The 24115-nt window shown below is 47.4% G+C and carries 19 protein-coding genes; all 19 read right to left on the minus strand.

What is annotated here, in order from left to right:
* Positions 1 to 13 precede the first annotated feature (13 nt).
* Positions 14 to 478, minus strand: coding sequence for a S24/S26 family peptidase (locus FNY66_RS09705; RefSeq protein WP_150310999.1), 465 nt, complete (start codon positions 476 to 478; stop codon positions 14 to 16).
* 76 nt (positions 479 to 554) lie between these two features.
* The gene (locus tag FNY66_RS09710) at positions 555 to 2345 is read right to left on the minus strand and encodes an ABC transporter ATP-binding protein (protein ID WP_150311000.1); all 1791 of its coding nucleotides are present in this window, start codon (positions 2343 to 2345) and stop codon (positions 555 to 557) included.
* 72 nt (positions 2346 to 2417) lie between these two features.
* Complete coding sequence (locus FNY66_RS09715; RefSeq protein WP_150311001.1) at positions 2418 to 3296, minus strand: hypothetical protein; 879 nt, start codon at positions 3294 to 3296, stop codon at positions 2418 to 2420.
* Positions 3271 to 4404: a radical SAM/SPASM domain-containing protein gene (locus tag FNY66_RS09720; protein WP_150311002.1), complete on the minus strand. Its 1134-nt coding sequence runs from the start codon at positions 4402 to 4404 to the stop codon at positions 3271 to 3273. Before FNY66_RS09720 ends, FNY66_RS09715 begins: the two co-directional genes overlap by 26 nt.
* 91 nt (positions 4405 to 4495) lie before the next feature.
* Positions 4496 to 4891, minus strand: coding sequence for a hypothetical protein (locus tag FNY66_RS09725; RefSeq protein WP_150311003.1), 396 nt, complete (start codon positions 4889 to 4891; stop codon positions 4496 to 4498).
* Between the two features lie 3 nt (positions 4892 to 4894).
* On the minus strand, positions 4895 to 5176 hold the full coding sequence (locus FNY66_RS09730) for a PqqD family protein (protein WP_190324824.1): 282 nt from the start codon (positions 5174 to 5176) through the stop codon (positions 4895 to 4897).
* Between the two features lie 118 nt (positions 5177 to 5294).
* A complete protein-coding gene (locus FNY66_RS09735) occupies positions 5295 to 6398 on the minus strand; it encodes a radical SAM/SPASM domain-containing protein (RefSeq protein ID WP_150311005.1) in 1104 nt (367 codons plus the stop codon).
* Between the two features lie 137 nt (positions 6399 to 6535).
* Positions 6536 to 6940 (minus strand): hypothetical protein, encoded by a 405-nt coding sequence (locus tag FNY66_RS09740; protein ID WP_150311006.1) that lies wholly within the window; start codon positions 6938 to 6940, stop codon positions 6536 to 6538.
* Positions 6941 to 7188: 248 nt separating this feature from the next.
* Complete coding sequence (locus FNY66_RS09745) at positions 7189 to 8442, minus strand: nucleotidyltransferase domain-containing protein (RefSeq protein ID WP_150311007.1); 1254 nt, start codon at positions 8440 to 8442, stop codon at positions 7189 to 7191.
* Between the two features lie 287 nt (positions 8443 to 8729).
* A complete protein-coding gene (locus FNY66_RS09750) occupies positions 8730 to 11099 on the minus strand; it encodes a LuxR C-terminal-related transcriptional regulator (RefSeq protein WP_190324825.1) in 2370 nt (789 codons plus the stop codon).
* Between the two features lie 12 nt (positions 11100 to 11111).
* Positions 11112 to 12491, minus strand: a complete 1380-nt coding sequence (locus FNY66_RS09755; protein ID WP_150311009.1) for a polysaccharide biosynthesis tyrosine autokinase — start codon at positions 12489 to 12491, stop codon at positions 11112 to 11114.
* Between the two features lie 18 nt (positions 12492 to 12509).
* Positions 12510 to 14078: a polysaccharide biosynthesis tyrosine autokinase gene (locus FNY66_RS09760; protein WP_150311010.1), complete on the minus strand. Its 1569-nt coding sequence runs from the start codon at positions 14076 to 14078 to the stop codon at positions 12510 to 12512.
* 24 nt (positions 14079 to 14102) lie between these two features.
* The gene (locus FNY66_RS09765; protein ID WP_150311011.1) at positions 14103 to 14897 is read right to left on the minus strand and encodes a hypothetical protein; all 795 of its coding nucleotides are present in this window, start codon (positions 14895 to 14897) and stop codon (positions 14103 to 14105) included.
* A 99-nt stretch (positions 14898 to 14996) separates the two neighbouring features.
* Positions 14997 to 15959 (minus strand): hypothetical protein, encoded by a 963-nt coding sequence (locus tag FNY66_RS09770; protein WP_150311012.1) that lies wholly within the window; start codon positions 15957 to 15959, stop codon positions 14997 to 14999.
* The gene (locus FNY66_RS09775) at positions 15925 to 17109 is read right to left on the minus strand and encodes a radical SAM protein (protein ID WP_150311013.1); all 1185 of its coding nucleotides are present in this window, start codon (positions 17107 to 17109) and stop codon (positions 15925 to 15927) included. The genes FNY66_RS09770 and FNY66_RS09775 overlap by 35 nt, the downstream gene beginning before the upstream one ends.
* On the minus strand, positions 17103 to 18050 hold the full coding sequence (locus FNY66_RS09780; protein WP_150311014.1) for a hypothetical protein: 948 nt from the start codon (positions 18048 to 18050) through the stop codon (positions 17103 to 17105). The genes FNY66_RS09775 and FNY66_RS09780 overlap by 7 nt, the downstream gene beginning before the upstream one ends.
* A 2-nt stretch (positions 18051 to 18052) precedes the next feature.
* A complete protein-coding gene (locus FNY66_RS09785; RefSeq protein ID WP_150311015.1) occupies positions 18053 to 19816 on the minus strand; it encodes an endonuclease/exonuclease/phosphatase family protein in 1764 nt (587 codons plus the stop codon).
* Positions 19817 to 19947: 131 nt separating this feature from the next.
* The gene (locus FNY66_RS09790) at positions 19948 to 20214 is read right to left on the minus strand and encodes a hypothetical protein (protein WP_150311016.1); all 267 of its coding nucleotides are present in this window, start codon (positions 20212 to 20214) and stop codon (positions 19948 to 19950) included.
* A gap of 16 nt (positions 20215 to 20230) precedes the next feature.
* Positions 20231 to 23845 carry a vWA domain-containing protein gene (locus FNY66_RS09795; protein WP_150311017.1) on the minus strand — a complete coding sequence of 1205 codons (3615 nt, stop codon included), beginning with the start codon at positions 23843 to 23845 and terminating at the stop codon, positions 20231 to 20233.
* Positions 23846 to 24115: the final 270 nt, after the last annotated feature.

Consider the following 24115-nt stretch of genomic DNA (forward strand, 5'->3'; position numbering starts at 1 on the left):
CTACAGTCAATAATTATAGCACAATCTGCCGCAGTCTGTAAAATACAGAATACAGCGCTGTCAGCGGTCTTCTCACCGGCACCAGCCTGATCCATATATGTTCAAAAAATTCCCACCAGAAGCTCCCCGGCTGGAGGATCTTACCTTTTCTCTTTACCTTTATGATCAGGGCAAATATCTGCTCCCGGCGTACCGGCCCCTCGATCTCTGTCTGGGCGTCGCCTACAATATAATAGGCGCCTTCTTTCTTCTTCCAGATACGGTGCATCACATACTGGCCGTTCAGTCTCTGGTAAAATACCATGTCGCCCCTTTTTAGTTCCCGATCCGGTTTTGTGAAGTATATATAGTCCCTGTCATGAGCCAGAAAAGGCGACATACTGCTCCCGGCGATGCGCAGAGAGACGACCTTGCCTTCTTCTGCGATCCCGCGGAGTACGGAAACATATTCTCTTGTATCCACAACTCTTTCTATCATGATAATCCTCATCCTTCCGGCCGGGCTGCATTATATATCACAAATCCACAGCCACGCGGCAAGACCACACTACATGTCAGAAATCCATGGCCATGCGGCTGGACTCTTCTTCGTTCAGCTCTGTTACATGTGTCTCCATGACACGATAAACCCGCTGGCAGAGATTCAGAACGCTCGGCCTGTGTGTTGTGACAATACATGTTTTATTCGGATGCTGCTTCACAATGTTGCGCAGCACAGTCCTCTCTGTCGTCACATCCAGAGCCGACGTCGCTTCGTCCAGAAGCAGGATCGGCGCGTCTCTGAGAACAGCTCTCGCGATAGCAATCCTCTGTGCCTGTCCTTCCGACAGACCGCGTCCTCTCTCGCCGACACTGTTATTGATCTGCTGCGGAAGCTTCTCCACGAAATCCCATGCACAGGCTACTTTCAGTGCCTCGACGATTTCTTCGTCTGTGGCATCCTCTTTCACCATCCTCATATTCTCGGCGATCGTTCCGGAAAGGATCGTATTTCCCTGGGGGACATACGCGAACAGATGGCGTGTCTCGGCATTCATCTCGATCTCCTGACCGCCGGACGCCCGGAGCTTCACCCCTCCGTCTTCCGGACGGATCAGGCCGAGGATCAGACGGATCATTGTAGTCTTTCCCTCCCCGGACGGCCCCACCAGCGCCACGATCTCTCCCGGCTTCGCCCGGAAAGCAGAGTCTGTGATCACACGGGTGCCCTCTACATAGGAGAAATTCACATCGTCCATCCGGACCTCAAAACCCTTGTCGATATATTTGTCCATCTCACCGCTCTCTGGTATATGTACTTCTTTCGGAAGTTCTACCAGTTCACGGATCCGGTGCGCGGATACCGAGCTGTTCAGAAATGCCGGGATAATGGACACTACACTGTTAAAAGCAGACGAGAGATTGCTCCTCTGCTGGAGAAAAAGCGTCATCGTTCCGTATGTAATATCATTCGTCCACAGACGGAACAGGCAGTATCCGAATGCGGCAAACTGGACAACAGTCCCCAGTATGGACATAAAAATATTGGTCTTAATCGAAAAGAGATTGTATTTCAGACTGATGTCGCGGAACTTCCCCTGCCACCAGCGCATTTTCTTGCTGTAGTGCGGCGCCACGCCAAAAGATTTGATCGTATCGAAATTATAAAACGCCTCAACTTCAAAGGTCATGAGCTGACTGCTCATCTCGCGCACTTTCTTGCTGTAATCTCTCTGTTTCTTGATCATAAAACGGGACATCAGCAGCATGACCGGCGCGCTTCCGAGTGCGATCACGGCCATGATCCAGTCGTAATGCATGATTACAAAAAATGTGGCGACAAAATTATAGACTGCAATTATAATAGTAGGAAGCCAGCTGATCGCATTGCTGCTGACAGTTCCGATATCACCGTTAAAGCGGTTCAGGATGTCGCCGTTTGAATACTTATTCAGCGACAGCCAGTCCGCGTCTACTATTTTATCAAAAATATCTGCCTGGATATCATTATTGATATCAATGCTCAGTTTCGTAGATATCCTGCTTATAATGCTGCTGAAAGCAAGACTGAAAACAGTACTTCCGACCATGATAAGGATCATGACCCAAAGCTTGCTCGTCTCATATCCTGTAATAATATCAATCATGTATTTACTTGCAATACTGCTCACAAGTCCCATGGATGTGCTGAAAATACCCAGAATCACATAAAATGCAATAGCGCCCTTGTATCTGGCGCTGTAGCTGAAGATCCATTTCCAGTCGTCTATGATCTCTGAGAACGTCCCGTCTTTCCATCTGGATATGAGGACATCCAGCGATTCAAAAGCCGGATTTTTATTTTCATTCTTGTTTTCTTCGTCCATTCGATCGCTCCTATCCTGCCGCTGGGGGCAGTTTCATATCTGCCAACAGTATACATTCATCGTCCCACAGCGTCAAGCGCCCGTTTCTTCCAGTTCTGCCAGGGAGTTCTCCAGACATGCGACCGCTTCTTCTGATATGGTGCATCCAAGATGAAGGACCGGGACATTTCCGAGGAACTCTTCGATCAGATCCAGAGTATGGACATGGTCTTCCACATTCCACTTGTTCACAGTGATCTGACTGTACAAGAGCGGAAACGCCTTTCCCGGACTCATTCTTTCCACATGATTTTCTTTTGCCTGACTCAGCATAATGACAGCGCGGATCGGTGTATCCTCGTTGTGACACACCTCGGATGTGCCGCATACCGGCCACCCCTGTGCAGTCCACCGTCCGTCTTTTCTTCCAAGGAGCGCCCTGTCTCCGTTCACCGTCCTGCTGCCCCGGTACTTCTCCCACAGATTCGCCTGTGTCGTCTTACCAGTCCCGGACGGCGCCGAAAAGAGAATCGCCTCTCCCTTATACTCCACATAAGCACAGTGAAGTATCATGTTCCCCCGCGCTGCCAGCCGTCTTTCAAAGGCAAACAGTGAACTGAAGACCGGATCGATATTAAGACTGCTGATCCGCTCCTTCGCCAGTGTGATCTCTGCCCGATCAGGGGCGGTCTCGCGATAGCACGCATAGTATCCGTCCATGCCCTTCACCCCGATCAGACGTGTCTCATATATGCCGTTTCGAAACACTGTCAGGTCCGGACGCTGTGCCGCAGGTTCTCCTTCCGGCGCAGGGAGCTGTTCTGATACTTCTATAATATAAGTATATTCCGGCATACAGTGCAGCCTGGGTTCTGTATCACAGGCAAACAGCATGAAGTTGTCCGGCGGCATCACTTCCTCCGGACAGATAAGCCGGAATGTAAAATCACTGATCTGAAATATTCTGTCCATTATGCATCTTCTCCTGTTCTTCTCGTAAGATTCTCAAAGTTTCGTCAGTATACTGGCACATATAGTCAGGCACGCCGTCATAAGAGCCGCTCTCCAGGAATGCACAGGCTGCACATGTCTGGCATATCTCACGATGGCTACATGCACTGCATTTCGAACTCATTCTGATTTCCGCTGTCTTCTGTACGATTTCATTCCATGCCGCCTGGAAGCCCAATTCTTCAACTGAAACAGACGGCTCAGGCACCATAACACACGGGCGTATATTGCCCTGCCAGTTTATCATAAATGAACTTCGTCCAGCACGGCAGGTAACCGGCATAGGCACAGCCTCAGCAACTCCAGCTTCAGCTTTTATCAAAAATTCGTTGACAAAGCGGTAAAATTCTTCTTTTTTCATTTTCCACTTCATTAATGCGACTCTAGTATCTGCAGCCTGTTTAGCAGTTAGCCTGGACTCAGAAGCAAATTTTCTTTCTCTTTCTCTGGAAGCAGGATACATATATGTATCAAACTTCCAGACTGCTCCAAGTCCCTGTACTATAGAAACTAATTCTTCTATGTCATTAATATTCGCAGGAGTAATACTGCCGTTAATTTTCAAGTCAATATTTCGTGCCTGCAAAAGTTTTATAGCTCTGACAGTCTTTTCATAGCCGTCAGGATAATGGCAAAGTTCCCCGTAGGTTCGTTCGTCTTTTCCATAAAGAGTAATATTAATTCTACGGGGTGGGTACTGCTGAAAGAAATCCGCCCACGCCTCGTCGATCAGCGTACCATTCGTATTGACCGTAAGTATCATCCCCATCTTCCTAAAGGCCATATACACTTCCTGAAATCCCGGGTACAACAATGGCTCCCCGCCTGTAAATAGCACAAACATCGTTCCGGCTTTTTGCATTTTTCTCCCCAGCTCTATCCATTCGTCCTGCCTGCGGAGACGTCCCTTAGTTTCCATTTCCTCCCGATTCAACCGCACGAAACACATATCGCAATCCATATTGCATAAAGGTGTCAACTCAACAATCGCATTAATAGGAATATGGTTTATAGTTGCCCTTTCGCAAAGGTACTGTTCAAAACTACCTTTATATTCTATCGTTTCCATAGTAATACTCCTGTTCTTATCAAACCGCAAAGCGGATGACCATTTCTGATCATCCGCCTGTAACTGTTATAATATGTAATGCCACAAATTGTTATGACGCATTAGGATTTGACTCGTAATTTTCATTGCCCGGTGTCATAACATGAATATCTTCATATTGATGTCCCAAGTTTTCATACCAATAAAATACTGCTGAAGAACGATTCCTATTAGGATTCGTTCCCGTGGTAACAAAGCCGTTTGCTGTCGGTGGTTCGTCCAAAATCACACCTCTATGCCACTGATTACACCCACGAAACTTTCCACGATATATTGGTTTATCTTGTCTATCCCATTGGCCATTTCCATTCGTATCTTCATAGATATAGTTATAATATGCATTTCCATTAGGCGTTCTACACCTTATTCTATAACATGCTGCTACATACTCATTTGCCTCAAACTTCTGAACCATCGTAATCGGCTGTTCCCATACTCTCTTGTCCATTTGTTACTCCTCCTCTAATAATAAACCATATTTTAAATAGTCTCTGATAAAACTATAAATTCCCTGTTCCATTACGCCGTCCGGATCGGAATATTCTTTCTTCGCCTCGGCTATTACATCCTCAATTGTTCTTGGTGTCTGGAACAATTTCCACAGAAAACAACAGGTATCGTTCAGCGATATTACACTGTTTTCAAACACTCCCGCTTCCCCTATGGGTATCAGCACTGCCTCTCCGGCCACTTCACGGAGAAGAAAATCAGGGTTTGCTCTAAACTTCCTCACTATACTCCTCCCCTACTTTTTATATACACCTCATAATATCACAATTTATAAGTTTGTCAATGGCAAAATCATTGGTTTTTTCATCCATTTTTCACAGTTTTTTAACAATTTGGAATGTTTATCCACATTTAGCTTTTTCTTTGATCCGCATCGCATATTCTTTCGCATATCGGCACAAATACTCCGGCGCGGCATCATACTTGCCCGTCTCCAGTTTCGCACTCGCCACGCACGTCTTGCACACTGCTCTCAGCCGACATGTAGTACACTTTTGGTTCAGCCTGAACGCTTTCGTCCGCCGCGATACTTCTCGCCACGCTGTTTCAAATCCCGTCTCAAATACACGAACGGCAGGCTCTGACAAACTGACACACGGACGCAGCTCTCCCTGCCAGTTCACAGTAAAGGAGCAGTTGCCTGCCATACAGGAGACTCCTGCCGGATATACTGCATCTTCTTCCTCAAGTCTGGAAAGAATGGCACAAGCATATTGCTGAAAAAATTCCTGCCCCATCTCATTTTTCATCACTTCTATCTCAGCCGCCGCAGCATCCTCCGGATTCAGTCTGGACTGCTCATCAAATGATTTGTCCGACTCATGTATTCCGGGAAGCATATACGTGTCGATATGGACCGGCACATCCAGCTCCTGACCGATACGATAAATTGCTGCCATATCCTTATAGTTCTCCTTTGTGACGCTGCCATTGATCTTCACATCCACCCCTCTCTCCCTCAGAAGCCTGATCGCGTTCAGCGCTTTCTCAAATCCGCCGGGATAATGGCAGAGTTTTCTATATGCCTCATCGTCTGCACCGTAAAGTGTAATATTAATACGCCTCGGCTTATTTTCCCCGATGAATTCTGCCCACTCCTCATCCAGAAGAGTACCGTTCGTATTGACCGTCAGTATCATCCCACGTCGTCTCAGTTCCAGATACAGTCTGCGGAAATCCGGAAACATAAGCGGCTCTCCGCCGGTCAACAGGAGAAACAGGACCCCCGACTGAGCCATCTCTTCTCCGAGCCGGATCCACTCATCTGCCGTATGCATTCTGCCTGTACGCTCCATCTCCGTGCGGCTCAGCCGGATATAGCACATATCACAGTTCATGTTGCAAAGTGGTAGGAGCTCCAGAGAGCTGTTGATCGGGCGCTGTGCAGCGGCGGCACGCCGGATCATGGCTCTCTCAAGCGTTATTTCTTTCTCTATATCTCTCATAATATGTTATCCTCGTCTTACCTTTTCGTTTTCCGGTATATTGGCATATTTTTCTTCAGACTGCAATTCTTACAAAATCGATATCTGTACACAAAAAGAAGCATGACCAGCATGCTTCTCCTGTGATTCTCTATGTATTATGAGCGATTTACATTGCTTGTGGATTCTACTGTTCCTTTATGATACCATATTCTCCCATCACTCGCTGTTGTTGTCCAATAAATTATATCGCCCAATTGAACATTGGTCAACGTGCCAGATAATCCTTGCCAGTTTGTATCTCTTGTCATCTGCATATCATAATCTTCACCAAACCCATCCTCTTCACGCAATGTAAAAACGCCATCACGAACCTCTCGAATAACCTGATTATTCGCATGACCGCACCCTGTTCCGTCACTATACGCATTATGATACAAACCACTGATGGGATCACTCTCGCCCCTCTCTCCATAATCGCACGCAATATACCAGCATGCCGCTACATACTCATTTGCCTCGAATCCCTGTACCACTGTCCTCGGTGTCTCCCATCTTTTCATACTGCCGTACCTCCCATATAAATAAACACGTTTCCTGGTTTCTCTATGCGCATACCCATAAAGTAAACAACTTCTGAAACACCACAATTTTACGTCATTATTCTAGACCCGTTCTTGCGAGAAATCAAGCGCACAAAATGAATATTTTCTGAACTTTTTGTGTTTTTACGAATATTTCAAGCCTTTTTTACTCTTAATAGTAATTTTGAGTCCTTCATTATCAATATAAAACCTCTGCTGACTGCTTCTCACTGAATAATCTTATATTTCTTCATCAGGTCCACTCTGTGATTTCCGATCTCAATGCTCTCTCTTGCATCGTTTCCGCTTGTCTGTTTTGTCTCTTTCAGATATTTTCTGATCCTGGACGCCCACGCCGCCGGCAGAAGAAACGGATACTCTTTCAGATACGCATAATTTTTCTCCATATACCGTCTGTCCGGGAACAGAGAATGAAGCAGTGATGCTCCCGCTTTCTTCCCCTTCTTATCCTCTGTGACAGCCTGAAGCGTAATGTTGCTGCTGTGCTTCCGGCTCATACTGGAGTCTCCGAACACGCCGCCTGCCAGAAGATCTTCCAGCAGATCCGCACTGTCCGTCTCCATGGACGACCAGCTCTCCGGCCAGCAGGCTTTCTCCGGATCGAAATCCAGCTCTTTCCTGCCGATATCAAACAGCGATGCGGCAAATACGTCTGCATGGATACCGCGGCATTTCTCCAGAATGTATTCCCAGTCAACGTCCCCACCGTACGACTCAGCGTAAAGCACGATATCGCACACCTGTCGGATGCCGAATCCGCTATGCAGAAAATGCTTGAACGCATGAAGGATCAGATAAAACAGATGATCCGTATGAGACATAGTATATATCTTCACCCCGCCGATTTCTTCCTGTATCATCCTTTCATATACGCCGGCAAACAATTCATTCAGATCCCCGTACGCCTCAGATTCGGATGCAAAAAGTTCTTTGTGAAGTTCGATATGTAATGCGCCTCTGTCTTTATAATACGGAACCTCGCCCTCCGCTTCCGGATCTTTATCCGGATTTAACGGCTTCATGCCGTTTGCAAGGAATATATCATGACACTTTCCGAACTGTTCCTTCGGGATCAGTACATCCTCGTCGCCGGAACAGCGATAGTCCGGCTCTCTGTACATATTCCTGCATATGATCCCTTTTACCACTACAGGCGTCAGACCAGCTCTTAGAAGTTCCTTATATAAGATCAGGAACTCTTCCGTCTTCCTGCTCTGGATCATCACCTGGCGGATGACCTGTCCTTTGACTGCCTGCACTTCCTGCTGCGGAAATGTGACAAACGCCGGGCATCCGTATACTGTATCATATATCATCGGAAGAATCTGGTGATACTGACATAGACTGAAGAAGTCTTTCCAATCTTCTGCCGACATTCCGTCCTCCCATGTTACTTTCTCACCATTCAGAAAACAACGAAGTGCTTCCAGCATTCTCTCATTTACTGCACTCTTTTCCATATGTACCCTTCTTTTCTAAACAATCTATCTCTTTCGGTAATATTTTCATGCATGAGTCCGGGCTTTTCGCCCTTAATGGTATTTTATACTAGTATTGGGAATTTTTTCCAGTCATTCCGGCAAAAAATTTAAAAACCTCTCCGGGAAATGCTTTTTTACGATCTGCAGACCTTAGAAATATGTGATTATTCACTCTTCGAAGTATGTTTTATTCTAGCACCAAAAAAGGAGAATCACCTCATACCCAGGTATGAGATAATTCTCCTTTTTTTATTTCTTTCTATATTCTACAGCAGTCCCAGCTCTCTGACTTTCTGTACGGCCTGTATTCTTGTCGTCACTCCGAGCTTCTTATAAATATTATAGATATGCGTCTTTACAGTCGGCAGCTTAATGTTCATTGTTTCGCTGATCCGGGCATTGCTGTACCCTTTCTCCAGATACTGCAGCACCATCTGCTCCGTGACCGTAAGTTTCTCTACACGGTAGATATTCTGCTGTTCCTCCTGAAGGTCAAGATAATACTTCTTCTGGCGCCCCGCCTTTCTTACAATATAATCAACCCAGTCGGGAACCGGCATCCGAAGCACGCTTCCGTATTTATACTTTTTCTTACTCTGATGATAGGAGGTCTCCGTTTTTTCAATCCATTTCCTGTATTCCTCCAAAAGTTCCGCTCCACGCCTTCCATATCCGGTATAGATCCTGACATATCGATATGGATTTGCCGCGGCAAGTGATTCCGCTACTGTCTTCAGGGCCTGCCCTGTCTCGCCTTTCTCTTTTTCTACAATCGCTCTCTGAAACAGGCTCTCTGACAGCCAGCGCCAGCTGTGTCCATTTTCAAAATACGGAACAAGCAGCTGCAGAATATCTCCTGCACGGGCATAATTCCCCAGATACAGATTGATCTTTACCTCTGCCGCCATATAAAACCGCGTCTTTCCGGATTCATTTTCTATATCGCCGCCTGTTTCCCGAATCCACTTCATCAGCCCTTCTTTCTCGCCCCACTTGGCCTCGGCAAGATAATATAAAGCCCTCACATTCCAGCGACAGACCGGATTTTCTTCTTTTTCAAGAGTATCTGCCAGCTCCCGTATATATTTTCTCACATTTTCATTTCCATCCTTCTCATCCGCGATCAGATAAGCAAGATACATCATCCCCAGTCGCACCTGCCATGGCGCATCCCTGTGTATCTCCGGCAGCACTTCCAGTCTCCGTCCGCCTCTTTTTACCATGGCTCCGTCCGTCTGGAACTCATATTCAAGCTCAGCAAGATGATACGGTATCTGATTCACGGACGAAAGTCTTTCTTCCCATAATCTGCGGTATTCAGCGCGTTCACTCTTGCCGCAGGAAAAAAGTTCTGACAGATCTCTCAGTCCGCTCAGATACGACACGGATTCTCCCAGCATGAAATACAGCCGTATCCGCTGTCCCGGCTCCGTTTTCTCGCGCAGCAGTTCCATCCATTCCGATGTAGAAAGTTTTGGATCTGTATATGCTATATTCAGACAGATCTCCGAAACCCTCTCTCTGTCAGCTCCGGCCTCCACAGCCGCCCTGGCAAGTTCTGTAATCTGAGCTCTGAGCTCTTCCATTCCTCCTGCATCCTGATGCAGAAAACGTTCCATCCAATCCAGGTAGAAGAGTTCGGGGATATTTCGGTCTCCGCCCGCACTGCCGGCCCTTTCATAGTGAAGGAATGGGATTTTGTCATAATTTCGGATCAGACACTCCGTATATTTCCTGTAGTCGTGGAGATACCAGCAGCATGTCAGCGCATCCTGGATCTGCCCTTTCTCTTCATACCAGGCAATCGCCTTCATGCACAATTCCGGAGATGTATACTCATCCATCGCCATCCGGAGTGCCGGCTGCACATTCCAGCTGTTATTCTCAGGCGAGTAGACCATCGCGCCTCTGACAAACAGGCGTTCTTCCAGGTCTTTGCCCGGATTTTCCCACAGAATCGAAACCAGTTCTTCATTCAGGCTTGGAAACGCGGATCGCTCCCTCAGCATTCTGAGTTCATCTTCCGGCAGAATATCCAGGATCTGACTCTGTATATATTTTCTGATTTCATACCGGCTGCTCAGTTCCCATGCTGTCCACCGGTCTGTCAGCTGCTTCTCCAGGCGGACCATCATAGCGATACATCCCGCCCAGCCGCCGGTCAGATAATAGACTTCTCTGTACCTCAGCTCACTCCGGCATTCCTTCAGATATCGGTACGTCTCCGCCTCTGTAAACCAGAATGTCTCAGGGATGACTACCGCCATGACTCCGCTCCACACAAGTTCAAGAAAGCTTTCGGGAATAAGCCCGTCAACTGCCACAAGAATCCGGTCTTCCTTCGGCATCCTGCGGACAAAGTTCCAGAATCCGTCATTTGATTCCGGATAACAGCAGCCTTCAGGCTTCCGGACCAGATACCAGTTCGTTTTATGAGCTTCTCTCCTGTTTACCGCAGACCCGTCTTCAATCTCTTCTACAGAACAAAAGACGGCATTCACTTCAGGATGCTTATCCAAAAGCATCCTGACCGCCGTCTTTCTTCCCATTCCGGGCATCCCGCTCAGACATACCGCAAGGTAGTCCGGCAGCATTTCCTCTATGCATGCAGTTTTGTCAATCGTTACTTTTCTCAAACCCATTTTCCGCTATACCCCGTTTAAAATTCCTCCGATCAGATGTACACGGCTCTCTGACAACTCTTCCAGCCCTTCCATAATATGTGTTGTACTGGCAAAGTCTCTCTTTATAACAAATATCGCGCTGTCTGCATACTGTGCAAGCACACCTGCATCTGTCAGCAGTCCTGCCGGGGCACTGTCAAGAATCACATAGTCTACCTTCTCCTGAACAGCTTCGATTACTTTCTGCATTCTCTCGCTTCCAAGGAGTCTGGATCCGTCTTCGGCAGCCTTGCCGCCGGGTAAAAAGCAGAATTTAAATTCTTCATCCATCTCCATATCCTTGCCGGTTAAAAGAACATCTCCCAGTCTGGCTTCTCTGGTCAGCACCTCATAGAGACCGCTGCCCTCCTCCAGACCAAGGATCTTCCTGTCAGAAGGATGTCTCAGGTCGCAGTCGATAAGCGCCGCCCTCTTGCCACTCTTTGAGAACGCCAGCGCCAGATTAACCGCGAGGGTACTCTTTCCCTCACCCGCGAGTGCACTGGTCACAAGTATGGTCTTTGAGTGATGTCTCCATGCACTGTATTCGACCTTGCCCCGCACAAGCTGCATAGCCTCTTCAAATGCAGGATCTGTCTTCTCATTGAGGATGTTCAGAACATTTCTGCTCTCCCGGCTCCTCTTCTTCATGGCAACCTGCGGCACTTCACCGATGCATTTCATATGTGCCCGTGTCTGGAAATCTTCCTTCTTCTTTACTGTCATCCTGCTGATCGTCACAGCGCCCGCCCACAGCAGCCCGAGCAGAGCACCCGCGCCGGCTCCTTTTACAAGCGCGCCCTTTCCGTCTCTGGGATTATCCGGATATGCCGGAATCCCCGTCTCGTCAAGCAGCTGCATATTCGTCCGGCCGATGATCACCTCGGACACTTCCGGATAACACTGGATCACGGCCTGCAGCGTCTCGTATGCAAGTCCTGCATCAGAATCTGTCACGGACATGGTAAAAAGATTTGTGTTCGCCTCTGAGGACGCCGTTATCTGTCCGCTGACCGTTTCTCTCCCCATCGTTTCTGCGGCGCGCCTTGAAAGTACTCCGCTGGTAAGGATATACGGGAAAGTATTAGCCATCTGCTCCGCCGTCGAGTTATCATAGAATGCATAAGATCCGGTTGTCGAATCCGACCCGTCCTGACTCGCCGTGATCGTAAATGTAGCAGAAGCCGTATACTGGGGCGACCAGGTCATATAGCTTCTGATATAAGAGAATGCCCCTCCCGCAACAGCGAGGATAAGCACCCATATCCACATACGGCGCAGGGTTCTGAAATAATCTGTCAGGAGACCGACAATATCTATTAATCCTTCTTCTGTCTGCTTATTTTCCTCATTCTGTGTGCTCATACTTACTCCATAACCCTCTTAATCTTTATCAGTATCTTGAGATTCCTTCTTATGACGGTGCGGATAATAGCTGCCATATTTGCCATATTTACCATATTTTCCGTACTTTCCATACTTGCCGTAGCCATATCCGTAGCCATAACCATATCCATAGCCGTAACCGTAGCCATAACCATACCCGTAGCCTGACGTCAGAATGCCGCTCCTTCCCGGGACATCGTTAAACACGCAGCCGACCAGTTTGCTGTCATACCCTTCCAGAATATCAATCGAATCGTTGATATACTTGGCGAGAGTCTTATTCTGCCGCACTACCAGGAGGCTGATATCCGCTCTGCGCAGCCACATTTCCGTGTCCGCCCTTCCCTTTACATGAGGCGCGTCTACTATAATTATATCCATCTCCTCTTTCATTCTTTCAAGAAATTTTGTAACAGCCGAAGACGATATAATCTCCATAGAATGTGTTACTTTTTCATCATTTACCATAACATGAAATCCGAGCTGTTCGCAGAAGTGCACTGTATCGCTTAATTTGCCTTTTTCTGCAGCACACGCCCCCCAGCTCTTCACCCCGGAAGCATCCAGCCCCAGATATTCCCTGAGACCGTTGTTTCTCAGATTACCTTCTATCAGCAGTACCTTTCTGGGATACTGGGCAAAGGCAGCCGCCAGATTGACCGCAATCGTCGTCTTCCCTTCCTGCGGTCCCGCACTGCTGACGACAAGGATCTTCGCCTTAGTCTTCTTCTGATGGTAGAGCAGCTTTGTCCGGATTTTTTTAATCGTCTCGCCAAATCCGAAACTCACCGAAGGCTCCGTAATCCATATTTTCTTCTTTTCCCGCTTCAGCAGTGATTTAAGATTTTTATATTTCCGTTCGTGATATACTGTTGCATACAGCGTTGTGTCCAGCTTTACCTCAACTTCCTTCTCATTTTTGACCGTATCTTTAAAATACGAGAGAAGGGCGAACAGGACGATCATCGCCCCGGCCCCTATGAGAAAGCCTCTTTTCATCATCTCATTTCCCTGAAATGAAACGCTGGGAGCTGACGGATAACTCGGATCTTCAAACACTTCAAGCACCACTTCTCCGAGGACATTCTGCGAGACTGTCGGATACTGTTCCAGCATTGTATTCAGGAGCTGAAATGCAGTTGTAGGAGAGTCTGCCGTCACAGACACCGAAAGGAGATTCGTCTCAGGCACGATCGAGACATTGACAGTACCGTCAAATGAATCCATCTCCAGCTGTTCGGCCACAAGTTTCTTCAGCACATCGCTGTCCAGAACCGTCTGGAATACCTCGGCCAGCCTCTGTGTCTGGCTCAGATTTGCATAGGCGCCAGTGTTGCTTCCACGGGCTGATACTACAAAAGTGGTCTGCGACACATACTGCGGATGATACGTTATGTAAGTCCCCGCATATGCCAGAAAAGCCACAGATATCCCCACAAGCACGGCTACCCACAGATTCTTCAGCACATCGTGAAATATAGCAAAAAAATCGGCTGTGACAGCATTTCTGCTTTTTTCTTCCGCTGGCGCTGTCTGCTCTTTCACATTTTCTTCCCGCTGTTCCATTACTTATTACGTTCCTTCCCTCAATTATCTCACAACTACTACCAGCCGGCTCTTTCCTGTAAGTCTGTTATCTGTCACAACATAGTCTGCATAATAAACGCCTGCCTTGGACGTATTCACCGTTGACTGTATATCAAGATCGCCATCCACGCTCGCCTCTTCAAAGTAGGCTGACGCATGGAATTCAGAGTTTGCCCTGATATATACAAGGTAGTCCGAAAGTGTCACCTCTATCCGCTCTTCCGACGGGTCATACACTTCCAGCACAGTCTTAAGATAAGATGTGCGTCCCGCGCTGTCCATCACACGGAATTCAACGTCATATGTTCCTGTGATAGCATTCGACACTGCTCTGTCCAGCGTGTACTTAATCTTATCTGACAGATCGCCGTCCAGCACACTGCTCGCCGTTATTCCCTCACATATATTAAATGATGTTCCCATAGGAAAACGCAGAGGGGAGCTCATCGCAAACGTCGGCTGCCCGTAATCCGTATATGTCATTGTCCGGCTGTAGTATCCGACATTTCCGCTGTCGTCTACTGCCGCATACCGTACAGTCCTGTTTCCCTCATCGTCAAATTCCGATATCTCCTGCACAACAAGCGAATCTGTCACATCCCCGTCCCGGTCATCCTCCGCCGTCATACCTTCAAGAAGCTTCTCCTTCGGGTCTTCCACACTGACCTCGATGGCGTCACCCCCCGATATGACCGGCGGCGTATGATCGGTCATCACACCGGCATATATCCTGCAGCCGATGTATACAGCGGCAGAACAGATAAACAGGATGATACTGAAAATCTTGATCTTCCTCATTGATAGTACCTTTGCTTTCTAAATATAATTACCCTTATATAGTATATCGTCTGCGGGGAGAGAACGCAATAGGGGAATTTTCACTTTGATTTTCTGAAGTTAATCTGCCGTATCATAGGTGCGTACCATCATAATCTTACTCGATCCTTTCAAGTAATGAGACGGCGTGATTGTCTGAGATGCTCCTGCATTAAGATTCGTTATTTTAGCAGTATAGGTAATCCCTCCCACATAAGCAGCTTCATCTTCCATATAGAATTTGTAGAAAATCCTGACTGCAGGTATTTTCTGATCTGTAAGATTAGTCACTGTAATCTCCTGCTCTCCAGTCTCTTCTATCTGTATCTGCTCATCTGCCATACCGAATTCATTTACTTCTGCCACATTAGCTGAACAGTCAGTATAGTTACCTTCCTGAAATGGTGTTCTGCTTTTTTCCTGTACAACTACAGTTGCTCCTGCCGGAAGCGCAGATGCTTCAAACTGCAGTGGAGTTCCGTCTCTGTTTACAGATACACTGGCATATTCTACCTCCGTTTCTCCTGCATTCTGCAACAACATTACAGTTACTCCGGAGATATTCTCATCACTCCCATCCTCAAGATAGATGCCGTCATAAGAGGAAATCCCCCTGACTACAAGCCCGCTCCCCGGTATATTGTACGGCAGGGTAAGTCCCTGCACCCCTTCCTGGAGCACAGTTTCGGATGCTGCTCCGGAATCTAAACCTGCTATGCTTTCGGAAGTGTCCTGACCGCTGTTATTTCCGTCAACATTTTCGCTCTCTTTGTCCGTATCACTTTCCTTTTCTGTGTCCTGACTTTTCTCTGCATCTGAATCAGAAGCATTGTTTACTGTTTCATTCTCCAACGGATCAGATGGCATCTGTTCCGAAGCCCGGCTCCATACAATAGCCGCTGCTACTATTATAATCACGAAAATACAACAAAACAGTATTATCAGTTTCCTGGACAGTTTGATTTTTTCCTGCTTTTTGATCTTTTCTTTCTTTTTCTTCCTGATGATTTCATCTCTGTATCTGCGCCTCCTGTCTAATCTCATATTCCACCTGTCTGCAGGCCTCCGTATAGGCATGTGCCATCTGGCATCGATAAAGCGGAACGTCATGATAATTGCCGCTTTCCGTATAAACCATGGCTGCGCACGCCCGGCACTTATCCTTAAGAGAGCATGTGCTGCATCTCACGGGAAGCCGGATCGCTGCCGCTTCTGCTTTCGCCTGCTCCCATGCCGCGTCAAAGCCTGCCTCAAATACATTCAGAGCGTTTTCTCCCGGAAGCATTCCGCACGGAAGAAACCGGCCGTCCCAGGTCACCCAGAAACTGCATTTTCCCGCGCGGCAGCGGATACGCTCTCCTTCCTTTCCATAGGAATCCCCGTCTCCGTTCCCTTCTTCCACCGGCATGCAGTCTTCCTCGATATCTCCCGACAGTGACGCCATCTCTTCAGACTCCATATGCTTCAGATAAGCTTCTCTGCCGTTCTGATATACGTTGATCCAGGCTTCCTGTCTGGCGGATTCTTCCGCGGAAAACCGGTCGTTCCATCCCACCTTTGAAGCATCCCTTCGAAGGGGCGGAAACATATAAGAGGTTGCCTGTACTACCAGCTCTTCCTTCTCTGCGAACGCGAAGATCTGTTCCAGATCTTCTGCATTGTAGGGCGTCACACTGCAGTTCAGCTTCACCAGGATCCCTGCCTCTTTCAACAGATGGATCGCTTTCGTCACCTGGGTAAATCCCCGGGGATTCCGGCAGAGTCTTCCATATGTCTCGTCGGAAGCTCCATACAGCGTGATATTGATGCGGATCGGAGGAGTCTCCTTTAGCCACTCCACCGTCTTCTCATCGATCATTGTTCCGTTGGAGTTGATGCTCAGGACAAATCCCATCCTGTGGAGTCCCTGCATGATCTGGCGAAAATCCGGTCTCAGGAACGGTTCTCCTCCTGTCAGAAGCAGGTACGTCATGCCGCGCTCTTTCGCCGTCCGTCCAAGCTCCAGCCATTCCTCTGCCGTGCGGAGCGGCGCAATGGCCTCCTGCTGCTCCCGGTCCATACGCACATAACACATCCTGCAGTTCATATTGCACAAGGGAGTCACCTCAAATGTCCCATTTAAAGGGATCCCCAGCCTGGCTGCCTTTGTATGAAGATACTCAGTGATCATAGGCTCCACTGGTCTTCTCAACATAAGTTTTCTCCTCCAATCAACACATTTTTCACTGCTTCCACCGCCCCTCTGTCAGGCCTGCATTCCAGAAGATAAACAGGTACTTCTCCCGCAAGCTCTGTCAGAAGCGTCAGCGCCTTTTCAATAAAATCCGGTTCCCACTGATGCACTGTTGTCTCTGGATAAAGCTTCTGTATGATCTCCAGCATCCCCAGCCGCCGGATCCGGTTCTCTTCCGCCTGCCTTAAAACGACTACCGCCGACAAAGGCGCCTTCTCATTGCGGTAAATTCTTGAGGAACCCGCATAGGGAAGTCCATATGCCTGCCAGCATCCGCTTTCGTCTCTTCTGACCGCTGCCCGGTCTCCATTCAGGATATCCGCCCCTTCATACTTTTTCCAGAGCTCAGCCTGTGTAGACTTTCCTGTTCCGGACGGGGCTGTGAAAAGTATTCCTTTTTCCTGCCATCTGATAAATGCGGCGTGGAGCATCAGACAGCTCTTTCGAAGGAACAGCGTCTCCATGCCGATATGGTCTGAGATCATCCGGGAATAACCGAAGCGGAATTCATTGCCCGGAAGATAGGAACAGGTGAGCGCCAGCCTTCCTTCGTTATCCTGTTCCCAAAGAGTACAGGCATAGGGCGGCTTTCCCGGGCAGGGGCAGTGATGAATCTGATATCTTCTTTTTCTGCTGTCATTCTCTTTGCTTACGGAATAGTATCTGTCTGCCCTTACGGTTGCGGAATCCGGAATATCCGGCAGAGAAACCGCCCGCCTGAAAGTCACAACGGCGTCTGCTGACCTTCCGGCTGCGAAAGCAGTATCTTCCTGCGCTCCGCCGATCTCACAATTCTCATTTGCAGGAAACAGAAACTGTTCCGCTTCCTTCTGAATTATAACAGGGAAGGGGATCCTGCACAGAATCCTCATCCCTGCGATAAAATACTGATAATAATACATCTTTATTCTTCTGTCGTCTCCTGCAGTTCATAAAGCTGGATATCCATACCCTTTGATGTGGCGATCCAGCCGGTTTTAGAATTATAGTAACGAAGCGTATAATCCTTAAATACAACCTTTGTGGTAAAACGGAAACCTTCTGTACCGCTGTTATATTTTACCGACCATGTAAATGGATCATCCTGCAGCGCCACTTTATAACCGTATCCTACAAAAGTTTTAGTGCGCGCAAGATATTTTTTCATGCCGTTTATCTCTGTGGAAATGGTATATCCGCTGTCGGACTCCTCTACTGTCCAGGCCATACCGTCTTCAGCTGCCGTACCGGCCTCTGTATCTGTATAATCCCAGCTAATCGTGCCGTCCGTTTCATAAGTCAGTGCGTAGGACTGAGTCGAAGATGAAGTTACAAGGGCATATCTGCTGCCGGATTCAATTGCATCCTCCACCTGTCCGAACACAGTATCTGAACCCGATGAAGGTTCCTTTGCCCCGCAGTTCTCACATACGCCGTCCACATAGTTATGTCCTGTGGCCGGAATGGTTTCGGCATAGCTGTCTCCGCAGCGGCTGCAGGTGTATACTGTTTCTCCGGCTTCCGTACATGCAGCCGACGTCTGTGACGTTATCTCATAGGCATGTCCCAGAGCCGCTATCGGCTCCGTATAGCTTTCTCCGCACTCACATGTATACGTTTTGCTTCCCTCCTCTGTGCAGGTAGCCTCTTTCTCATCTGTCATTACAAAGTTATGGACATGATCTCCTTCCTCCTTCTCCACTGTATAAGTAAATGTGCCTATGATCGGCCAGTGATCTGCAAGAGTCGTTCCATTTTCATCTGTAAAATCTGTCGCGACCTCATAACTGTCCAGTGTCAGTTTTACCTGGCTGTCCGTGTTATTAATATAGAAAATCTTATCCACGATCTCAGCCTTGGGATATTCGTAACTTCCGCCCTTATCAACTGCCATAAGCGCATCGTCGCCTACATTCGGATATACTCCGTCCCATGCATCTTCAATCCATGCATCCTTAATCTCAAAACGCGGATCCTCATTGATTGGGTTCATAAATGCCTCTCTGATGTCTTCTCTTGTATAGCGGCAGTTTGTATCCCCCATTACAATGATCGGATTGTCATTATCACTTGCTGTAATGGCACTCGCCAGCTGTTCCAGCTGTGCGTAGCGGGCGTCAATATCCCCCTGATCGGAATCTGCGTCCATATGAAGAATATAAATATCCACATACACGCCGTCGGCAACCTCAGCCTCATAGTACCGGTATCCCTTGTCGATCATACCGTCCGCGCCGTTTCCTGTACCAAAAGCGCCGGTACTGTAATGAGTATTCCATGCCGTCCAGCTCTCTCCTGTAACAGAAAGTGTTTTCTTCCAGAGCAGGTTCAGACCGTCTGTATCATTAGTCAGCCAGGATACACCACCTCTGTGTGTTCCCGCATTATAATTCGCAGACAGTGATGACATCAGATCATCATCGTAGTTAAAATCCTCAGAAACACCAATAATATCCCAATCATACTGTGCCATCTTCTGACTGATAGCCCGGGTTCCATCAGCTCCCGGACCTCCTTCATTGATATTGATGAATCCCAGAAGATCTGTCGGCAGTCCGTCCACATTCATGGACACAGCCGTAAAAGTTCCTGTCTGAGGTTCTGCCGCAGACGCTTTTATATCCGTCAGCATGGCAAGCACACAACACAGGGCCAGAAGACCGCTCAGTAGTTTTTTCATTGTTTTCATAGATTTCATTTCTCCTGTTGAAATTTATTATCTGATCAAGAATGATGAAGGCTGCCGCACTGCAGTGTGCACGGCAGCCTTCTGCTGTCTTATTTTAATAATAACTGTTTGGTAAATCGATCTGCCCCGGATCAGGAAGCAAAGATTGTGGCTACTCCTGCCGGAGAGTTATAGCAGACTTCTCCAATATCAAGGTCAGGGCTGTAATTACCTCCACATCTCGGTGTTTCAGTCCAGTATACTTCCCCGATGCCATTATTCCAGCCGCAGTTTTCTTTATCTGCCTGCGTGGGCCATCCGAGAAAATCTTCATCTTTGTATCCGCAGGATACGGCAATATTCTGGGTAAGTACAAAGTTTTCAATTGCTATCCTCGGTTTTGTATATGTTTTTTTCATTTCTTTGCACCCCCTTTTACCAGCGTCCAAACAGGTTTTTAATTCCGTTGATCAGGTTATTGAACCATGCGGTAATCGGATTCTCCGGCTGCGCTGCGTCATCCTGGTCAGGTGTCTCAGACGGGTTTTCAATTACCACATCGCCGTCTTCTGTATCGGACGGATCTGATGGTTCTGTAACTGTCTGGTCTTCATCACTCGGTTCCTGTGTGTAATCCACTACATTAAGCGAATCAAATTCATTTGCGTAAGATAACATATCCGCCAGACTGAATGATACAAGCTCGCCGGTACCACTGGTCTTTACTTTCGTTATCGCAAGCAGATTGTCGCCTGTGTTCTGAACCACCACAAATCCCTGCTCATTGGCAGTTACCTGATAATACAGGTCAGATGCGGAGCTGATCGGAATCGGACTGATATCCACACTGTTTGTAACCGTAGCTTCCGTCTCGCCTTCCGGTGCTTTCAGGCCGATCGAAATCTTGTCCAGACTGCCTGTCGCAATTGCAACAGCCTGTCCCTTTGCGAGGTATACCTCATTCTTCGGACCATATGCCTCATATTCGCCGACAGAATATGTTCCTTCTGTATTATCCCCATGCTTATCGAGAAATACTGCACCGCTCAGAGACGCTGTTCCATCCTCATCTACATTCGCAGTATCAATAAGAATATCTCTTACTTCCATAAAGACTGCGCCTACTTCATCCCCATATGCTCCGGATACGGTGCTGTCTGCTTCCTGCTCATAGGAAAGCGGATTGTAGACACGGATTCCGTCAAGATAATATGTGCTGCGGCCATCTGACGTCGCCGCCACAGTCAGCTTCACAGTATAGGTTCCATGATCCAGTCCTGTAAAGGATACTGTCGGAATCTGATAATAGTCCCCGGATTCTGCCTTATTATCCACAACCAGATACTGAGAAAGTGCCGCTGCGGTCGTATCTTCGCCCTTATACAGCTGCGCCGCTACATAACCTGTGGTCATATTTGTACGGCTGTATACGTCAACGCCTGTACCTGTGAAGGTAAAGGTTGCTGTTGCTCCATTCTGTAAAACATGCGCGCTTCCGTCACTGTACTGAGCATCGTCTGCCAGGCTTCCGTTCTGCCATCCGCCATGGACCTCTGTGTTCGGAGTTTCTGTATTACCAGAAGATGTTCCATCCACTGTCCATGTTCCCGTGTACTCAATTCCAACTGTCCCTGATGATGTACTTGTTGTAAAGTCATCTTCATAGTAGACGTTATTGGCTGGAATAACATTTACCTTCGCCCACATATTATCTGTTCTTGAATCTCCGTAAGCCGCATCTTTGCCAAGTGCGTAGAAGGTATCATAACCATTCCAGTTCATCGTGGACGGTGTATATGTAAGCTTGGAAGATGCAACTGCTGAGTTTCCATATGTACCTGTCAGCGATGTGGCAGCTTCACCGACTTCACTGAAAATACTGTCGGACGTACTGTCCAGACGGTTTGCAGAAGTATCAAATACATCCAGTGCTGCTTCTTTCGCATAGTCCAGAACGTAAGATTTTTCCGCAATGCGGGTTGTCGGCATATTGAAGGCTTTTACCATACCATACGTGCCTTCCTCATCTGTGTCCCAGATACCGGACTGCTCAAGATTTGTATCAATATATGTGTTGGTTGCAGCTTCATCTTTCGCAAGGACGCCGGTAATTGTAACGACAAGTTTATTGCCTGTCGCAATTGTAGAACCACCCTCACTTACATCCGTTGTAACAAGATTCTCATCAGATACAAAGTTAAATCCACGGACAGTTACCCCTCGAATGGTGCCATCAGCATTAGTTGACAGCACAGCATTTACTCCGTCTGGAGCAGCAGTCGGATTTGCGAATGCATCGTATCCTGTATGCCGCGCAACCTGAACCGTCACATTATTATCAATGCTGAAGTCCTCCGGAACTGTAAAATACTCGCTCAGGCGGTCAACCAGGATAGAATCCTCTGAGAGTGTAACAGTTGTAGTCGTATTATTGATGTCTTCGTCAACCGTCTGGAAGAAATCATCCAGAGCTTCTGTACTGGTTGCCAGTGTATAGGAACCGTTGCTGGATGTGTTTTTCAGGAAAGTATCAACTCTTGAATCACTCGGACTTTCGTCAAGAACTGCTACTGTATAAACAGTTGCCCCATAAGTATTTTTCGTAATATTGACCTGATTAATTGTATTTTGAGCTTCTGTAGCACTATATCCAGTGTCTCCAGGCTCTCCGTCAGTCAGGAATACTACGATTCTGCTACGCTCTTCCTTAGTACCGTCTGACGTGGTATAGCTATTATCATTTGATGCATATATACCATTGGCCATCTCAAGTCCGAGACTTGGATATGTAGCTCCGTAACCCGCAAGCGCATCCGCGGATGCCTGCAGATTCTGATATCCCTGGCTGGTATTTACACTCTGGAATGCCTCATCATAATGATCTGCTGCAAGATTACCGTAGCTATTATATGTTGATTCACGCCCACCGTTTGCGTAGTTATACTGATTAGCTCCTATAAACAACTCTGTGTTCGAATAATAATATTCATTCCACTGTCCTTGATATTCATCCGATCCAAAGCCAACCACGGCAACCCTGTGATCCACATCATTGGCGATGGCACTGCTGCGGATGCTGTCGATAAATCTGTCTGCAGCATATTTGAGGGCATCCAGACGTTCTCCGTCTTTCGTATCTCTTGTATAAAGAGGACTTACTGTACACGGATCCGAATCACTTCCTTCAGATGTACCGATAATCACCTGCTGGCCGTTTTCATCTATGTAGCTGTATGTATACTGATAGGTTCTGACTTCCTCACGAGTAACAGCGGTGTAGACAGCTGCTACGTAGTAGGGGTCGTCATTACTTGTGTCGTCTCCAGGATTTCCATCGTTATGGAACTCTACTGTTGTTGAAGAAATATCATACTCATCAGAAAATTTTTCTCTTGCTCTGGCAGCGCTTATTCCACTATCACTAGTTTCATTTTCATCAATATCATTCACATACCAAAAACTCTGTATGCCAATAAATGATGAATGATCTCTGGTAAAGGTCTTTAATGAACTTGTCACAAACGGTGTGGCCGTATTATATACCATACCGTCAGACTTTCTTGACCAGGAATAGCTAAGCTGATCCTCTGTATAGTAATTTCCATCCTGTCCGCGCCACCTCGTCTCCACACCAATGGTTTGCCTCTCAGCGGTGACCGGATAATAGTTATCTCCTACCTTGTAGTAATAGTCTCCGTCTGCCACCTGCCCGTTTGTCAGACTGTCAGTTACTTCCGTGTAAGTATCGCTGGGGATACCCTCAATCTGAGACTCCTCCATAGACCCGGACTGATCCAGTACAAGAACGATATCCGCCGGAATGACTCGCTTGACTGTCTCTGTAGACACCTGGCCTTTGGCATAGGCTTCCAGATTAATCGTGTAGGTTCCATTGTCTTCCAGCTGTACGGTCTTGTTCATAACAAGGTTGTCCAGACTGGGATCTGACTCTACCGCTGACGCCGTTGACGGCAGCATTGTCAGAGACAGGGCAGCTGTCATCGCCACGCCCAGAAAACCAATCGCGGTTTTTTTCTTTTTCCCTATCATAAGTTCTCCTTCCTCCTTCTTTATTATTAGGGAATTCCAAAGTTCAGTTTACAAAATATCCTCCAGTCAGATAAATGGCAATTTACTCTTAGCATCCATCTCGGCCAGAAAACACATAAAAGCCCGGAAACACGCCGTTTCCGACGCATTTCCGGGCTTTTATTCCAAGAAATTATCTGATTAAAATTCCGATTTATCTGACCGTTCCCTCCATCTGCCTTCCTTCAGAAAAACAGCCGGGGCTTCCCATTTCCTGAAGCTTTCCCGGCT

The organism is Mediterraneibacter catenae, assembly GCF_008691045.1.
GTDB classification, from domain to species: Bacteria; Bacillota; Clostridia; order Lachnospirales; family Lachnospiraceae; genus Mediterraneibacter; species Mediterraneibacter ornithocaccae.

Excerpts from the sequence above, each read along its gene's own strand:
- FNY66_RS09780 (WP_150311014.1), bottom strand. The coding sequence starts at position 18,050 with ATGTATTATTATCAGTATTTTATCGCAGGGATGAGGATTCTGTGCAGG.
- FNY66_RS09725 (WP_150311003.1), bottom strand. The coding sequence starts at position 4,891 with ATGGACAAGAGAGTATGGGAACAGCCGATTACGATGGTTCAGAAGTTT.
- FNY66_RS09705 (WP_150310999.1), bottom strand. The coding sequence starts at position 478 with ATGATAGAAAGAGTTGTGGATACAAGAGAATATGTTTCCGTACTCCGC.
- FNY66_RS09795 (WP_150311017.1), bottom strand. The coding sequence starts at position 23,845 with ATGATAGGGAAAAAGAAAAAAACCGCGATTGGTTTTCTGGGCGTGGCG.
- FNY66_RS09715 (WP_150311001.1), bottom strand. The coding sequence starts at position 3,296 with ATGGACAGAATATTTCAGATCAGTGATTTTACATTCCGGCTTATCTGT.
- FNY66_RS09755 (WP_150311009.1), bottom strand. The coding sequence starts at position 12,491 with ATGAGCACACAGAATGAGGAAAATAAGCAGACAGAAGAAGGATTAATA.
- FNY66_RS09735 (WP_150311005.1), bottom strand. The coding sequence starts at position 6,398 with ATGAGAGATATAGAGAAAGAAATAACGCTTGAGAGAGCCATGATCCGG.
- FNY66_RS09765 (WP_150311011.1), bottom strand. The coding sequence starts at position 14,897 with ATGAGGAAGATCAAGATTTTCAGTATCATCCTGTTTATCTGTTCTGCC.
- FNY66_RS09745 (WP_150311007.1), bottom strand. The coding sequence starts at position 8,442 with ATGGAAAAGAGTGCAGTAAATGAGAGAATGCTGGAAGCACTTCGTTGT.
- FNY66_RS09740 (WP_150311006.1), bottom strand. The coding sequence starts at position 6,940 with ATGAAAAGATGGGAGACACCGAGGACAGTGGTACAGGGATTCGAGGCA.
- FNY66_RS09760 (WP_150311010.1), bottom strand. The coding sequence starts at position 14,078 with ATGGAACAGCGGGAAGAAAATGTGAAAGAGCAGACAGCGCCAGCGGAA.
- FNY66_RS09785 (WP_150311015.1), bottom strand. The coding sequence starts at position 19,816 with ATGAAAACAATGAAAAAACTACTGAGCGGTCTTCTGGCCCTGTGTTGT.
- FNY66_RS09770 (WP_150311012.1), bottom strand. The coding sequence starts at position 15,959 with ATGAGATTAGACAGGAGGCGCAGATACAGAGATGAAATCATCAGGAAG.
- FNY66_RS09720 (WP_150311002.1), bottom strand. The coding sequence starts at position 4,404 with ATGGAAACGATAGAATATAAAGGTAGTTTTGAACAGTACCTTTGCGAA.
- FNY66_RS09790 (WP_150311016.1), bottom strand. The coding sequence starts at position 20,214 with ATGAAAAAAACATATACAAAACCGAGGATAGCAATTGAAAACTTTGTA.
- FNY66_RS09710 (WP_150311000.1), bottom strand. The coding sequence starts at position 2,345 with ATGGACGAAGAAAACAAGAATGAAAATAAAAATCCGGCTTTTGAATCG.
- FNY66_RS09775 (WP_150311013.1), bottom strand. The coding sequence starts at position 17,109 with ATGTTGAGAAGACCAGTGGAGCCTATGATCACTGAGTATCTTCATACA.